This is a genomic window from Silicimonas lutimaris, from assembly GCF_047314965.1.
Lineage (GTDB): Bacteria > Pseudomonadota > Alphaproteobacteria > Rhodobacterales > Rhodobacteraceae > JAVJUV01.
Map to the genome: position 1 here is coordinate 70,710 of NZ_JBLBVK010000050.1, position 15,017 is coordinate 85,726.

At 58.0% G+C, this 15,017-nt stretch carries 11 protein-coding genes; 6 read left to right on the plus strand and 5 right to left on the minus strand.

The window, feature by feature from the left end; all coding sequences use genetic code 11:
* Nucleotides 1-15: 15 nt before the first annotated feature.
* Both phnD and ACKLNI_RS12040 read right to left on the minus strand, forming a co-directional pair.
* Nucleotides 16-990, minus strand: coding sequence for a phosphate/phosphite/phosphonate ABC transporter substrate-binding protein (gene phnD / locus ACKLNI_RS12035; protein WP_413719311.1), 975 nt, complete (start codon nucleotides 988-990; stop codon nucleotides 16-18).
* A gap of 48 nt (nucleotides 991-1,038) precedes the next feature.
* Nucleotides 1,039-1,854: a DeoR/GlpR family DNA-binding transcription regulator gene (locus ACKLNI_RS12040; RefSeq protein ID WP_413719312.1), complete on the minus strand. Its 816-nt coding sequence runs from the start codon at nucleotides 1,852-1,854 to the stop codon at nucleotides 1,039-1,041.
* A 169-nt stretch (nucleotides 1,855-2,023) separates the two neighbouring features.
* On the opposite strand from ACKLNI_RS12040, the gene ACKLNI_RS12045 reads away from it, so the two are divergent.
* From ACKLNI_RS12045 to ACKLNI_RS12065, 5 genes are all read left to right on the plus strand, one after another.
* Nucleotides 2,024-3,685: a Na/Pi cotransporter family protein gene (locus tag ACKLNI_RS12045; protein ID WP_413719313.1), complete on the plus strand. Its 1,662-nt coding sequence runs from the start codon at nucleotides 2,024-2,026 to the stop codon at nucleotides 3,683-3,685.
* The gene (locus tag ACKLNI_RS12050) at nucleotides 3,682-4,149 is read left to right on the plus strand and encodes an NUDIX hydrolase (protein ID WP_413719314.1); all 468 of its coding nucleotides are present in this window, start codon (nucleotides 3,682-3,684) and stop codon (nucleotides 4,147-4,149) included. The genes ACKLNI_RS12045 and ACKLNI_RS12050 overlap by 4 nt, the downstream gene beginning before the upstream one ends.
* A 63-nt stretch (nucleotides 4,150-4,212) precedes the next feature.
* Nucleotides 4,213-5,238 (plus strand): ABC transporter substrate-binding protein, encoded by a 1,026-nt coding sequence (locus ACKLNI_RS12055; protein ID WP_413719315.1) that lies wholly within the window; start codon nucleotides 4,213-4,215, stop codon nucleotides 5,236-5,238.
* 3 nt (nucleotides 5,239-5,241) lie between these two features.
* Nucleotides 5,242-7,461, plus strand: coding sequence for an ABC transporter permease (locus ACKLNI_RS12060; RefSeq protein ID WP_413719316.1), 2,220 nt, complete (start codon nucleotides 5,242-5,244; stop codon nucleotides 7,459-7,461).
* A complete protein-coding gene (locus ACKLNI_RS12065) occupies nucleotides 7,458-8,528 on the plus strand; it encodes an ABC transporter ATP-binding protein (RefSeq protein ID WP_413719317.1) in 1,071 nt (356 codons plus the stop codon). The genes ACKLNI_RS12060 and ACKLNI_RS12065 overlap by 4 nt, the downstream gene beginning before the upstream one ends.
* A gap of 234 nt (nucleotides 8,529-8,762) precedes the next feature.
* Here the strand turns inward: ACKLNI_RS12065 and ACKLNI_RS12070 are convergent, their stop codons facing one another.
* The 3 genes from ACKLNI_RS12070 to ACKLNI_RS12080 are packed head-to-tail and all read right to left on the minus strand — an operon-like array spanning nucleotide 8,763 to nucleotide 11,055.
* Nucleotides 8,763-9,890 (minus strand): cytochrome-c peroxidase, encoded by a 1,128-nt coding sequence (locus ACKLNI_RS12070; RefSeq protein WP_413719318.1) that lies wholly within the window; start codon nucleotides 9,888-9,890, stop codon nucleotides 8,763-8,765.
* The gene (locus ACKLNI_RS12075; RefSeq protein WP_413719319.1) at nucleotides 9,887-10,258 is read right to left on the minus strand and encodes a hypothetical protein; all 372 of its coding nucleotides are present in this window, start codon (nucleotides 10,256-10,258) and stop codon (nucleotides 9,887-9,889) included. The genes ACKLNI_RS12070 and ACKLNI_RS12075 overlap by 4 nt, the downstream gene beginning before the upstream one ends.
* On the minus strand, nucleotides 10,255-11,055 hold the full coding sequence (locus tag ACKLNI_RS12080; protein WP_413719320.1) for an amidohydrolase family protein: 801 nt from the start codon (nucleotides 11,053-11,055) through the stop codon (nucleotides 10,255-10,257). The genes ACKLNI_RS12075 and ACKLNI_RS12080 overlap by 4 nt, the downstream gene beginning before the upstream one ends.
* A gap of 499 nt (nucleotides 11,056-11,554) precedes the next feature.
* Here ACKLNI_RS12080 and ACKLNI_RS12085 point away from each other — a divergent pair, with 499 nt between their 5' ends.
* The gene (locus tag ACKLNI_RS12085; protein ID WP_413719321.1) at nucleotides 11,555-14,857 is read left to right on the plus strand and encodes a lectin-like domain-containing protein; all 3,303 of its coding nucleotides are present in this window, start codon (nucleotides 11,555-11,557) and stop codon (nucleotides 14,855-14,857) included.
* Nucleotides 14,858-15,017: the final 160 nt, after the last annotated feature.

Consider the following 15,017-nt stretch of genomic DNA (forward strand, 5'->3'; position numbering starts at 1 on the left):
CTGTTGCTCAGCGGATCACTCGCAGGCGTAAGATACACCGTTGGCGGCATCGATCTTGCGGATCACTTCCCAGAACTCCTGGTATGTCATCTCAAGGAACTGACCCTCGTTCGACTTCTCGAACTCGGCCTGCAGCGTCGTGCCTTCCCACTCGAAATTGAAAAAGGCGTTGCGAATCTTTTCCTGAAGCTCCGGCTTCAGGTTATAAACCACGCCAAACCCGGTCGTCGGAAAGGTCTGCGACTTGTAGATCGTGATGACGTCATCTTCCTTGATCACATCCCGGCTGATCATTCGCGACTTGACCGAGTTTGCGATCGAAGCCGCAGGATAGTCCTTGTTGGCCACACCGAGGATCGAGTTGTCGTGCTTTCCCGAAAACACCGGTTCGAAGTCACGGTCGGGGATCAAGTCATAGTCAGCCTTCAAGATCGCGGACGGCGCCTTGAAACCGGAGTTCGACGTGGGCGAGGTAAAGGCCAATTGCTTGCCTTTGATATCCTCGACCTTCTCGATTCCCGAGCCCGGATAGGTGATGATCTCCATCTCGTATCCGAAATTGCCGTCCTTCGAGGCCATGATGGTAAAGGGCCGGAAACCGGCGCAGTTCACCGCAAGGGGGTTCGATCCGGTGTTGAAGCCCGCGATGTGGAGACGGCCCGACCGCATCGCCTCAATCTGCGCTGCGTTGTTCTGTACAGGGAAGAAAACAACGTCCTTGCCCGTCTCGGCTTCAAGATGCTCAAGAAAATCCGACCACGCGGTCTTGTAGACCGCAGGATCTTCAACCGGCGTGTAGGCGAAAATCAACGTGTCAGGGTCGATCTGATCCGCCGGATCGGTCGGTATATCCGCGATCAGGTCGCCGTCGACATCGCAAAACCGCTCGTCCAGGTCACCGCGCGGACAATCCTGTGCCGTGGCAGTGCTGCCAAGAGACAGAAGCGCAATCGCCGAGGCTCCCAGCAAGAGTTTGATATCCAGTTTCATTTTGGTTCCTCCCAGTAACGCGGCTTCACCGCCGCTTTAAGTTTTCTGTTACTCCGCATCAGCAATGATGATTTCTACATTGGCCCCTTCAAGAGCGGCCAGCAAGTCTCCCCGCGGTCGCGCGTCCATGACAACCGAGTCGAGATCGGCAATCTCGCCGACTTGTGCCAGTCCTTTGTATCCGAATTTATGCGAGTCGATCAGCAAATGACGCTTGGCCGCTCTGTGAAGCATCATTCGTTTGACCGCAGCGAATCCCCGGATCGTCTCGGACGGCCCCTCCGACGAAAGGCCTGACGCGCCGATCATGCATCGATCGACGTTGAACCGCGCAAGAAATTCAAGCGTTTCTGTACCAATTACCGCTGATTCGGCGGCAAGGTATTCGCCCGGGCACAAAAGAACCTCAGTCGCACCGTGCCCTATCGTCATGGCCACTGGAATCGAATTCGTGATGACAGTGCACTGCGTGCCGCGGTAGGCCAGCGCGCGCGCCATCTGGATCGTGGTGGAGCCGGAATCGATCATCACCGTCTCGCCATCCTGAATCAGACCCGCTGCGACCAGCCCGATGCGTTTTCGCTCCTCGATCCGTGCGTTCGTTCTTTCATCCAGGCTTGGATAGTGCCCCTGCGTGGGCGCTGAGGCTCCACCGTGGTCGCGCGCGATCAGGCCGTCGTCAGCCAGTGCGTCGAAATCACGACGGAGCGTCTCGGTCGAAACACTGAACCGCCGCGCCAACTCACTGATACGGACATGCGGACGCAACTTGAGTTCCAGCAAAATCTGTCTCCGGCGATCGGATTTCTTCAGCCGGTCGCGCCTTTTTTCCGTATCGGTTTTGAGCGTTTTTGCCTTCGACATTCAAAATACCGCTTTCCTTCCCGATGCACTTTTGTGGTGTTTCTGTCATTTTGCAAATATTTTTGTTGCATAAGCCTCTAATGGGTGGTGTGAATTTGACCAGACTCAGGAGTTTGAGGGGTCCTCGACACCAAATGCGCCGGAAAACCAAGACCGGAGACACCAGCGGATGATAGTCCTTGCCGTGAACCTCGCGGCATCAGTCGCCCTTCTGCTCTGGTCCGTTCGGCTCATTCGGACAGGTGTCGAACGCGCCTTCCTACCCGAATTGAAGCGCGCCCTCAAAAACCTGTCGAACAATACGCTTTCGGCAGCGGCAGGCGGCGGCCTGGCGGCCATGCTGATGCAAAGCTCTACTGCAGTGGCGTTGATCGGCGCTGGCTTCGCGGTATCTGGGATGCTGCCCCCTCATTCCGCCCTCGCTTTGCTTTTGGGAGCCGATCTTGGATCGGCGATGATGGCGCAGGTCCTTTTTCTGCCCATTAAGGCGTTGATACCATTTGTCCTGCTCTTGGGTGTCGCCATCTTCTTCAATGCACGCCAGCGCAAGACCAAGCAGATCGGCCGCATCGTTATCGGCTTCGCGCTAGTTCTGATCGCGCTCGGCATGATACGCGATGCGGCGGAACCCATTGTCGAAAACCAGATCGTTTTGGCGATCACGGCCTACTTCGAAGCCGATCTTGTAAGCGCATATGTCATCGGTGCAATTCTTGCTTGGGCGATGCATTCCAGCCTGGCGGCGGTTCTAACATTCGCGACCTTTGCGGCTAGTAATGTTATCGCGGCTCCGGTGGCCCTGGCTCTGGTCATTGGAGCGAACCTTGGCGGCGCGGTTATTCCATTCGTACTGCTCTGGTCCGCAGAACGTCCCGCACGGCTTTTGGTTCTCGGGAATCTTCTGGCGCGCGGGGGGATCACGCTCTTGTTTCTCGGGCTGCTTATCGCTGGCACTCTTAACCTCGCGACTCTTGGACTCCCGCCCGGCCAACAGGCCGTGCTGCTTCACCTGTTTCTAAACGCCACTCTTCTGTTGCTCGCCCTGCCACTCGTCGGCCTGATGACCAGGCTGGCGGAAAAAGTCCTGCCAAGACACCCTGACACCTCGACCGAGACTGTCAGCGCACTGGATAAAGGTGCGCTTGACCATCCTCCTCTGGCGCTTGCCTGCGCCCAGCGCGAACTGCTGCGAATGGCCGAGACCGTGCAGGCCATACTGGTTCCCGTCATGCGGCTTTTCCGGGAATGGGATCCCGATCTCGCGCGCATGATCGAGCGGCGCGAGGATGACATCGACCGCATGCACTTCGAGACCAAGATCTATATCTCGCAGTTACGCGAAAACGAACTTCCGCAAGTTCACGACAAAAGAACTCTCGAGATCGTTGCGACGGCGAACAATCTCGAGGAAGCGGCGGACCGGATCGCGGTCAGCCTGTTGGCCCTGGCGCGCAAACTGCACGATGAAGCTGTCACCTTCTCGCCAGAAGGCCTTAAGGACATCGAGAACTTTCATGACCAGGTCTCGACAAACGGCCAGTTGGCTTTGAGCGTTCTGACGACGGGCGATGCCGAGGCCGCCAGGCAGCTTGTCGCGGAAAAGGACAGGATCAGGTTCGAAGAGCAAAAGCTGCAGGAAAAGCACCTCAAGCGCCTGCAGCAGGGTGCAACCGCCAGCATCGAGACCACCAATATCCACCAAGAGACACTCCGGCTTCTCAAGCAGATCAATGCAGCCCTCAGCTACGTGGCGTATCCGATAGCCGAGGAAACCGGCGACCTTCTGGATAGCCGGCTGGTCCAGCCGCATGGCGCGAAGGGGCCCGCATGAGCGTCGGGAAGGACCTTATTGAGCAGATCGCCGCCCTGCCCGTTCACTGGGACAGGAACGGCAAGCTACGCGTTCTCATGATTACCTCCCGCGACAGCGGGCGCTGGGTGATGCCGAAAGGCTGGCTCATGGACGGAAAGAAACCTTGGCGAGCCGCCGAGATTGAGGCGTTGGAAGAAGCAGGCGCTGTGGGATTCATCTCGGAAAACCCGATCGGCACCTATCACTATGACAAGCGCCTGAACCGTCGGACACATGTCCGATGCCGGGTTGTCGTCTATCCCATGATCGTCGAGCGGTTGAAAAAGCGCTGGAAAGAGCGCAACGAGAGAAAAAGGCACTGGTTCTCGCCGCGAAAGGCGGCGAAACTCGTGAATGAGGAGGAACTGTCTGATCTGCTTAAGGAACTGGGAAAGGACACCTGCAGGTTGGCGATCATTGAAGACATGCGAAAGGCCTCGTGAAAGCGGGCAAACTGAAAACGCACCGGTCAAACCGGGCAATCTGAATTCCAAGGGAGGAGAAACATGAAAAAAATTACTGCAACATTCGCGGGCTCGTTGATTGCTCTGACAGCATCGGTCAGCGCGTCTCAGGCCGACAGGCTGGCACTGTACTGCTCGGCGCAGGAAGACTGGTGCCAACTCATGGCGCGTAGCTTCGAGGACGCCACCGGAATCGATGTCGACATGACGCGGAAGTCGAGTGGCGAGACCTTCGCCCAGATCCGCGCCGAGGCATCGAACCCCAAAGGCGACGTCTGGTGGGGTGGCACCGGAGATCCCCATCTTCAGGCCGCCGAAGAAGGCCTGACGATGGAATACATTTCGCCGATGCGCGATCAGCTTCATGGCTGGGCGATCAGCCAGGCCGAAAGCGCCGGCAACCGCACGATCGGAATCTATTCCGGTGCGCTTGGCTATGGTTACAACACCGATCTGCTGGCATCGAACGGCCTGCCGGAACCCGCGTGCTGGGCCGACCTTCTGAAACCCGAGTACAAGGGACATGTGCAGATGGCGAACCCGAATTCGTCGGGCACCGCCTACACGACCCTTGCATCGATGGTTCAAATCTTCGGTGAAGATGAAGGTTTCGAGTTCATGAAGGGGCTCCACGCCAACATCAACCAGTACACCAAGTCCGGCTCCGCCCCGATTAAGGCTGCCGGTCTCGGGGAAAATACCATCGGCATCGTATTCATGCACGATGCTGTGGCACAAGCGGTCGCAGGCTTCCCGATCAAGGTCGTGGCGCCGTGCGAAGGCACCGGCTACGAGATCGGCTCCATGTCGATCATCGACGGCGCGCGGAACGAGGAAGAAGCCAAGAAGTTCTACGACTGGGCGCTTTCGGCCGAAGCGCAGAACCTCGCGCTTCAGGTCAATGCGTTCCAGGTTCCGTCGAACAAGGGTGCCATGACCTCGGACAAGGCGCCGGACATGTCCACGATCAAGCTCATCGACTACGACTTCGTGAAGTACGGCTCTTCCGATGAGCGCAAGCGCCTGCTGCAAAAGTGGGACGAAGAAGTTTCGGTCCTGCCGCAGTAAGACGTGCGCGTCGACACTTCAAACAAGACCGCCCACCCGGTTCTGATCTTCTGGATCCTCGCCGGGTGGGTAGGGTTCTGCCTGCTGCCATGGTATATGGTAGAGGATGGCCTCTGGTCGTTCGCTTGGCTTACCGACGGATATCCATTCGATGAAGATTACGCGCCTGCCGCCTTCCTGATCGGGCAAGGCGAAAAGCTTTGGCTGTCGCCGCTTCTCGTTCCTCTGACACTGCCTTTCCTGGTCGTCGGACGCCTCAAATCCGATCCGCTTTATGCCCGCATCCTGATCCTTTCCGGTGCTCTCGGCTTCGGATGGCTCATCGCGCAGGGCTTCGGGATCGGTGTGCGCGGCTACACCTACAGCTGGCTCGAGGCGCTCTTCGGCGAACTCGGCGACAGGCAGTTCGGCATGGGATACGGCGCGATGATATGTGCCGCCGCCTTCCTTTTCCTGCTGACCCAAGGCATTGCCGCGCGGGGGGCGATCAACGGCGACGTTTTCGTGGTCAGTGCCATCGGAGGCATTATCGCCATTGTCACTGCCTTCGTATTCTTTCCCATCGCGAAGATGCTGTTCGCTGCTTTCATCACCGAGGACGGCGCCTATTCCGTCGCGGTCTTCCTGTCCAAATTCTTCGATGATCGGCTTTGGGGGCTTGGATGTTTTTGGGGCGCGCGGTGCGGAGCGGCGTGGAATTCGCTCTTTCTCGCCATCGCGGTCGGCCTTATCACGACAGTTCTGGGGCTTGCCTTTGCGTTGGTCGTGACCCGTTCGGGCTTCCGATACAAGCGCGCGCTGCGGGCGCTGACCGTCCTCCCGATCATCACGCCGCCCTTCGTAATCGGCCTCGCACTGATCCTGCTCTTCGGGCTTTCGGGAACGGTGACTGTCTTCTTTGCCGAGTTGTTCAGCATTCAGCCCACGCGCTGGCTCTACGGGCTGCCAGGCATTCTAATCGCCCAAACCCTTGCCTTCACGCCCATCGCCTTCCTCGTCCTCATCGGCGTCGTGGAAGGTGTTTCCCCCTCGATGGAGGAGGCTGCACAAACGCTTCGCGCGAACAAATGGCAGACGTTCCGCACGGTATCACTTCCGCTGATGCGCCCGGGTCTCGCCAATGCTTTTCTGCTGGGCTTCATCGAGAGCATGGCTGACTTCGGCAACCCGTTGGTTCTTGGCGGCAATTTCGACGTTCTGTCGACGGAGATCTTCTTCGCCATCGTTGGCGCACAATACGATCAGGGCCGCGCCGCCGTCCTCGCGATGGTGCTCCTCTTCTTCACGCTTTCGGCCTTTTATGCCCAGCGCGCTTGGCTCGGAAAGAAGAGCTATACGACCGTGACCGGCAAAGGCGATGCAGGCGTTCATCCGCCGATGCCCAGAGGCCTTGCAATACCGGTTCTCGTGATCGCGATCGGGTGGGCGCTGTTCACCGCAATCGTCTACGTGATGATTATCTACGGCAGCATGGTAGAGCTTTGGGGCCTCAACAACTCGCTGACCTTCAAACACTATGTTACGGCCTTTTCAGTCCGCTTCGAGGACGAGGGTATCCGGTGGACTGGCGCGGCCTGGGACAGCTTTTGGACCACGATCATGATCGCAGCCATCGCGGCGCCACTAACCGCAGCGGTCGGCCTCGTGACCGCCTACCTGCTCACACGACAAAGCTTTGCAGGAAAAAACGCATTCGAGTTCGGCACGATGCTGTCCTTCGCCATTCCCGGAACGGTCATCGGAGTGAGCTACATCCTCGCCTTCAACGTGCCCCCGATCGAGATCACCGGCACCGGGGTGATCCTCGTCATCAGCTTCATCTTCCGGAACATGCCCGTGGGCGTCCGGGCCGGAATTGCCTCCATGAGCCAGCTCGACCGCAGCCTAGATGAGTCCTCCCTCACCCTTGGCGCGAACTCGTGGCAGACCTTCCGCCGCGTGATCCTGCCCCTGCTCCGCCCGGCGATCCTCGCCGCGCTTGTCTACAGCTTCGTACGCGCCATGACGGCGATCTCGGCGGTGATCTTCCTCGTGTCGGCGGAATACGACATGGCCACCAGCTACATCATCGGACGCGTGGAGAATAACGACTACGGCCTCGCCATCGCCTATTCCACAACGCTGATCTTCGTGATGCTAGCGGCAGTCGGACTACTGCAGCTTCTTGTTGGCCGGGTGCAGATCGGGCGGCGCACCCATCACGGAACGGAGAAGACAAAATGACCGACACGAAAATCGGCTCCAAAGCCGCACCGGTCCGCTTCGAAAACGTCTCCAAGGTCTTCGGGAAAGACGTCGTCGCCGTTGACGCGATCAACCTCAACGTCGAGGCGGGAAAGCTCGTCACCCTCCTCGGACCCTCGGGATGCGGAAAAACCACGACTCTGCGAATGATCGCAGGCCTTGAAATGGCGACGTCCGGCAAGATCATGATCGGAGACCGCGACGTGACGAAACTGCCGGCCACCGACCGCGACGTCTCGATGGTTTTCCAGTCCTATGCACTGTTTCCGCACATGACCGTTCTCGAGAACGTGATGTACGGCCTGACCTTCTCCGGTTTCGGAAAACCCGAAGCTCGGTCGCGGGCGCTGACCGGATTGGACCTTGTTGGCCTCAAAGGCTTCGACAACCGCTTGCCGTCCGAACTCTCTGGCGGCCAGCAACAGCGCGTAGCCGTGGCACGTGCGCTGGTACTGGAACCGCAGGTACTCCTCTTTGACGAACCCTTATCGAACCTCGACGCCAAACTCCGCCGTCAGGTGCGTGAGGATATACGCGCCATCCAGCAAGACCTTGGTCTCACTGTAGTATACGTCACTCACGATCAGGAGGAGGCGCTGGCGGTTTCGGACGAAATCGTCGTCATGCGAAATGCTGCCATCGCGCAAATCGGAACACCCCGACAACTCTACGACGCACCAAATGATCGTTTCGTCGCGGACTTCATTGGCGAGGCAAATCTGCTAGCCTGCCAGATTGTCAGCGTAGATGGCGATATGGCCACAATCGAGATTGGCGGCCACCGCCACGTGTTGCCAGCGCGGGGCCTTTCGCCTGGCAACGCTACGCTTGCAGTACGGCCTTCGCGACTCCGGATTGGCACCGAGGAAGGCTTCGCCGCTACAGTGGCCAAGGCGACCTATGTAGGCGTGCGGATGGAATATACGCTGACGGGTGACTTCGGACAGGTATTCGCGGTCCACGACGATGTCGACGCGCCGTTGGAACCGGGAACCGAAATCCGCCTCGGCCTGGCCGAAAAGGGACCCGTCCTGCTCCCTGAATGAGGCCGACGCCACTTTTCCTCGCACAACCCAATGTCACCGTGCAAACCGAGTGACTGAGGCCGATATCGCAGAAGCAATGCGACGTCTGGCGCCTGTTCCCTTCTCTTTTGGTTTTGAACGTAAGACCGACGCCCAGCGGAAAACGCTGTTCAAATGTTTCTGCGAAAACAGAAGGAACGGCATTGGTCTTGGGAAATACTGGTGGGCTTCAAATCAATGGCTAGAAGTCCCGCGTCATCGCCCCTCAGTCAGACTCTCCAAGAAGCTGACAAGGTCATTCACTTCGCCATCCGACAGACCAAGCGGACGCAGGATCGCTTCACCGTCGGCATGCATGCGCTCGAGATCGATTTCGTTATAGTGCCTGACAACGGCATGAAGATCGGGAAGGCTTCCGTCGTGCATGTAAGGTCCGGTCAGAGCAACGTTCCGAAGTCCTGGGACGCGGAACAAGCCGAAATCGTTCGGCAATCTCTGTACTCCACGTACCGCCCAGGCTCCGGTTCTGTCAGGATCGTCGCTAAACGCCCCGTCCAGTGTGTACGGGCTGGCGAAGAGCGCTGTCAGCCCGCCAAAGCGCCCCTGATCAACGCCAGCGCCGGCCATGAAGTATGGCACGCCCGCATCGTGAAACTCACCGTTGGTGAAGGCCGGCCCAAAATGACAGACAGCACAACGACCTTTTCCCACGAAGATGCGCAATCCCCTTTGGGCCGCCAGCGGATAGAGACCCGCTGTCACGACGTCCCCATTTTCCAACGCGAGTCGGAAACTGTCGAACGGCGTGACCCCGGTGACGAGAGTTTCCTGGAACGCCGCCAACGCCTTCGACACATTGACCGCAATGGTTTGACCTTCATGCTGGTCCAACCTGCCGAATAGCGCTTCATAGGCTTCGACATGGGGTGATGAAGAAAGTGCAACCTTCAGGCTTTCCGTATCGTGGCCCATCTCTCGGGGGTTCAGGATGGGCGTCATGCTTTGCGCCCAGAGATTGTCGGTATCGCCAGACCAACCGAACCACCGGTGCTGGGTCAGGTTCCACAGTGACAGGGTATTTCTATCAAGTGCGACGCGGCCCTGACCTCGAGTGAGGCCATCGGAAAAGCCGTTTTCTGGAACATGGCAGGTGGCGCAACTCATAGTTCCGTCCCGCGACAGAATCGGATCGTGAAACAGCGCCTCGCCAAGTGTCACGGCCTTAGACAATCCCGAGACGCGATTGGATGAATCAGGCCTCCACTCTGAGGGCCAAGGTCCATGAGCCAGCGCAAGGGCGATCTCGTCATCGGAAAGGATAACCTGCGCCAAGGCTCCGCCCGCCACGAACATCAGGCACAGCGCGAAAAATAATCGCCTCATTGAGCACGGATATCCAATACATAGCCGACAGGCCCGCGAGCCGTTTCGGCATCAACTCGAATCTGCCACACGCCGGGCATGTGAAAGAACATACCCTCCACCAGAAACCGCCCCTCGCCCAGTTCCGATATCTTGGGCGAATAATTCATGCCGTGTTGGTGAGCCGGCATGGAGACGTCGATCTCGAACCGGTCAGGCGCACCTTCACAGAATGTCAGCTCCATCGAGAACGGCCGGGCTACCGGCGGACGGCCAAAACTTACCGATACCTCCGGCGCTCCCAAGCTCAGCGGTGCCATCGGCGTGCCCCCGGCATCGCAGGCCCAACCGATGCACGGCATGCAGATCGCGCAAACCGTGGCCTTCATTCCGGAGAAAGCATCCGCTGCGCATTTTCGAAAGCGATCTTGCGCGCAAGTTCGTCGGGCAAACCCGCCAGCCACGCGCGCGACATGTCCGCATGCGGCCCCACAAAGTACCAGCGTTCCGGCGTGTATGTATCGGTGCCCACCATGAAGCGGTCTGGATAAGCCAGAAATACCTTTTCCCATTCCGGATCAACCCCGTCTCGCCCGGCCATGTCCGACCGGAAAGCCAGATCGGCCCAAAGTCGAGGATAGTTGGCCAGAGCGTCTGCAACTTGATCTGGCCGGGAAAAGCCCGAATGTGCCCAAAGTACACGCGCCTCCGGCCAAGCCTCGAAAATTAAATCCAATGCCTCGCGGTCACCGTGATGATGCAAAAGCAAATCGCGTTCCCGAGCCAATTCGATCATGCGCTGTACGACCGGAGTCTTGATGTCGTCGCCAAACGCATGAAATTCCCCGATGGCATGATACTCATGTTCGGCCAGTCGAGCTTCGAGGTAGTCGATCACCTCAGGATCGTGCATCCATGTACCGGTTTCCCCTCTTCTCCGATAGGGCCGCAGCGCCGGCATGACAATTTCCGGCGCGGCGGCTTGCAACCTTTGCGTTCCGTCATCGTCGGAACTCGACACAAGCGCCTTAACCACGCCTGCCTCGCGCAGAATGGCCGCCACCTGTTCGGGGGGCACCATGCGCACGGCGTCATGGCTGTAGTGGATATGGGCATCGAATATCGGCAACTGCTCGGCCGCGGCGAAACCACCTGCAAATATCCAAAAGATCAAAGCTCTAAACATCGAAATACCTCAACTCCTCAGGCAAATGGCCCCATCTGACACCGAAGTGACTGGTAAGGACACCGGCGCCCCTGCAAGTCACCAAAAATTATCGATATTATTAATGGGAGACTCAAAATATGGCAATTCCCTGTTCGGAAGCTTGCGCTCCCGAAGGTCGTCGGAATGCGGTCATTCCGCCCAAGAGTCCATGTTCCACCCAAGGTTGCAGGCAAATCGATACGAACGCTGCAGGTTCAATCCACTTCGCGCAATCGTGGGTTCAACTAACACTTCTTAAATGGCCTGCGATTTTGAGGTTTTCCGGCTATCAATCTGGATTTCAAAGATAAATCCGCAACGTACCTGGCGTTAGTGCAGCCCGCAAAAAAACCTTGCAAAGATGACGAGTTCGGATAGCGTGCCCGCAGTTGAGTTGGGTGGGGCAATTTTCTCAATTCAGAGAGCCAGGGTGAACACACCCCGAAGCCCCGCTTTTTTATGAGTTGGGGTATTTCAAATGTCAGATTCTCTCTCTCCTTCAATTGATGTTGACGGTGGCGGTGTATGGACCGGCGTGCAGGAGTGGCCGCTGATCGGCATCCACGCAACCTTGACGGCAGACAACCAGCTGCTGACGTTCGGGACCGATGAACTGGGCATGCAAGGCGGCCAGGTTTTTTATGACATCTGGGACTACCAGACCGACACGCACTATACGCTGCCCAACTCCACGGGCACCGACATCTTTTGCTCAGTCTCGGTACTCGTACCCGAAACCGGCGACATTCTGATCATTGGCGGTGATGCACGGCCCTTGGGAACCGTCAACGCGGGCGTCAAGGATGTGAACGTCCTCGACACGGAGACACTTGCCCTATCCGCACTGCCGACCACAGAAACCGGTCTGACTTACGCCCGGTGGTATGCAACTGCCGTGACGCTTTCCAATGGCAAGATCCTCGTTCTGGGCGGAATCGATGAGAACAAGGTCGGACAGGGAACCCCCGAGCTCTACACACCGGGAGGCGGCTTCAAGACGCTCGATGGCGCAGCCTCGGGCGCAATTGCATCGGGCTGGTTCTACCCCCGCGCTTGGGAGACGTCCGACGGTGACGTCGCCATCATAACGAATCTTGGCGCAGGCACGATGTATCGCCTTGATCCATCCGGGGATGGATCAATCGCGTATTACGGTGATCTGCCATTCAGTTCTGCCAATAATCTGCCGGCGGTCATGTACGGCGTGGATACATTCCTGATCATGTCGACTGCAGGCGAACTCTGGTCGGTGAATGTCTCGGGCGCCTCTCCGGTCGCTTCCATGGTCGCGGATATTGGAGCGCCCAGATATTTCTCGAACATGACGGTCCTCGCCAACGGCAACGTCGGTGTGTTCGGAGGCGGCAGCGCGACGGATGTCGGCGGGTTGGGTACACTCTACACCGATGCGGTGATCTTTTCGCCTTCGACCGGGACAGTCACGATCGGCGATGGCGAAGCCAATGGACGGCTCTATCACTCCACCGCCATTCTCCTGCCCGATGGCTCTGTCCTGTCCCTGGGAGGCGGCGCGCCTGGCCCATTCACACAGTTGAACGGCGAGTTCTACTACCCTGAAATGCTGTTCGAGAGCGGCGCCGGAGCGCGGGCGGATGCGATCGACATCCTCGAGGCGCCCAGAACCATCGAACAAAGGGCAAGTTTTCAGCTCACCGTCGATGACCCGACAAGCGTTACCCGCGTAACCATGGTGAAAAGCGGGACCGTCACGCACACGTTGAACATGGAAACGCGATTTATCGAAGCGAATTTCTCTGTCGACAATGCCTCCGGCATCGTCACGGTCGATCCGGGCAGCAATTCGAATATCCTCACGCCGGGCGCTTGGATGGTCTTCGTTCTGGATGAAAATGGAGTTCCATCGGAGGCCGCCACCATCATGGTCGGGCTCGGCGGCGAGCGGTACCTGCCGCAGCTTGGCGCTTTCGTGACATTGAATGGCGAAGCCGACTTGCAGGCCGCCGACAACGAGTTTCTCCTGACACCGGACCAAACTTGGTCTTCCGGTAGCGTTGTGACCAATCAACGTATAGATTTCGCACAGGACTTCACCCTCAACGTTTCGCTTTATCTGGGTGACAAGGACGCAGCCGATGGGATGGCGATTGCGTTCCACAACGACCCGTACACCTCGGACGCGGTCGGTGGTCAGGGCGGGAGTCTCGGAGTTTCCGGAATTGCCAATGTGTTCGGGATCGAATTCGACACCTGGAATAACGCTGGCGCCGAAGTCAGCGACACCCATTCCGGGTTCATAACGACCAATGGTGGAGCGCTGACCGAAGTCGGAGCGCATACGGCGCTGGCTCCGCTTGAAGATGGCCTCTGGCACGATGTCGTGGTGATCTGGGACGCCCAGACGCAGACGATAAGCTATACACTTGATGGAATTCTGATCGACAGCCTGACAGGTGATCTGACAGGAACCCACTTCGGCGGACAAACTGCGGCCTATCTTGCAATCACGGCATCCACCGGTGGCGCAGGGAACAATCAGGCTGTTCGCATCAACGGGTTCACCGGTTACTTCGAAGGCGAGACGTCAACTAACACCACGCCTCTGGCAAGTGACGATGAGAACGGTCCGTTTCTTATTTCGGAACTGACCTCGTCAACAGGTCAAGTGCTGAAGGTTGATGGAACGAATGTCCTTGTGAACGATACCGATGATGATGGCGATGGGTTAAGTATCGTTGAAATCAATAGTGTCGCGGTAACGGGTAGCGGATGGCAAGGGTGGCGGGATGCTTCCAACGGCGGCCAGATTGCCATGAACACCGACGGGCGGGTCCAGTTTCGCGATCCCGATGGCGATTTCAGTCAACTTCCCCTTGGCGAACGGGCGGAGACATCGATTACCTACACGATTTCCGATGGGAATGGCGGAACCTCTGATGCAACCGTAACTTACGTCATTGAGGGTATTGCCGTTGTTGGAGTGAATTCTTCCCCGGAAGCCAACGATGACACGTCGTCGAACATCCTTGCCTCTTCGCTTAACTCCGACGGAACCGCAGTTAAGATCAGCGGCCCGAATGTCCTGTCGAATGACAGCGACGCGAATGGCGACAGCTTAACCATCGTTGCGATCGACGGTGTGGCGGTCACCGGGGCTGGGTGGCAAGGCTGGCGGGATGCGTCGCAAGGCGGGCAGATCGTCCTGAATACCGACGGCCGGGTTCAGTTTCGGGATGCCGACGGCGACTTCGCCAATCTGCGACTTGGAGAGGTGGTCGAGACATCGATCACGTACACTGTCTCCGATGGAAATGGCGGAAGAGATATTGGAACGATTACCTTTGTGATTGAAGGCGATGCGATCACCGGCCCGAATGCTGCGCCAGTTGCAAACGACGACGAAAATGGCACGATCCTGGCCTCGCAACTATACGACGGCACTGGCACTGCGCGGAAACTCGAAGGTGAAAACGTTCTCGCAAACGACAGCGATCCCGATGGCGACGCTGTGGCTATCGTTGCAGTTGGCAGCGACACCGTAACAACGAGTGGCTGGCAGGGATGGCGCGATGCCTCTAACGGTGGTCAGATCGCTCTGAACACGGACGGTCGAGTCCGTTTCCGCGATGCCGAGTTCGAGTTCGCCGACCTCTCTCCGGGAGAAGCAATCGATACATCCTTGGAGTACACGATCTCCGACGGCAACGGCCGGACGGCATCCGCAATGATCACGTTTACGGTCACGGCTGACGAGTTCGAGCTCGCGCTCGACAGCGACTTCGGCGATGTGATTTTGGGGTAGTTCCCACAACCTTCTGAAGCGGAGCCATACGGTCGCGCTCTTTCACTGACGGCGATGAGGTATAACCTCACCGCCAAACTTTTTTTATCTTTGTTCGTTTCAACGAGCTTGCCTGGCGAGTGTCCTGCCTGAGGGAATTGGCCAATTCCGGTGGTCAACA

Excerpts from the sequence above, each read along its gene's own strand:
- phnD (WP_413719311.1), bottom strand. The coding sequence starts at position 990 with ATGAAACTGGATATCAAACTCTTGCTGGGAGCCTCGGCGATTGCGCTT.
- ACKLNI_RS12050 (WP_413719314.1), top strand. The coding sequence starts at position 3,682 with ATGAGCGTCGGGAAGGACCTTATTGAGCAGATCGCCGCCCTGCCCGTT.
- ACKLNI_RS12070 (WP_413719318.1), bottom strand. The coding sequence starts at position 9,890 with ATGAGGCGATTATTTTTCGCGCTGTGCCTGATGTTCGTGGCGGGCGGA.
- ACKLNI_RS12045 (WP_413719313.1), top strand. The coding sequence starts at position 2,024 with ATGATAGTCCTTGCCGTGAACCTCGCGGCATCAGTCGCCCTTCTGCTC.
- ACKLNI_RS12040 (WP_413719312.1), bottom strand. The coding sequence starts at position 1,854 with ATGTCGAAGGCAAAAACGCTCAAAACCGATACGGAAAAAAGGCGCGAC.
- ACKLNI_RS12080 (WP_413719320.1), bottom strand. The coding sequence starts at position 11,055 with ATGTTTAGAGCTTTGATCTTTTGGATATTTGCAGGTGGTTTCGCCGCG.
- ACKLNI_RS12075 (WP_413719319.1), bottom strand. The coding sequence starts at position 10,258 with ATGAAGGCCACGGTTTGCGCGATCTGCATGCCGTGCATCGGTTGGGCC.
- ACKLNI_RS12055 (WP_413719315.1), top strand. The coding sequence starts at position 4,213 with ATGAAAAAAATTACTGCAACATTCGCGGGCTCGTTGATTGCTCTGACA.
- ACKLNI_RS12085 (WP_413719321.1), top strand. The coding sequence starts at position 11,555 with ATGTCAGATTCTCTCTCTCCTTCAATTGATGTTGACGGTGGCGGTGTA.
- ACKLNI_RS12065 (WP_413719317.1), top strand. The coding sequence starts at position 7,458 with ATGACCGACACGAAAATCGGCTCCAAAGCCGCACCGGTCCGCTTCGAA.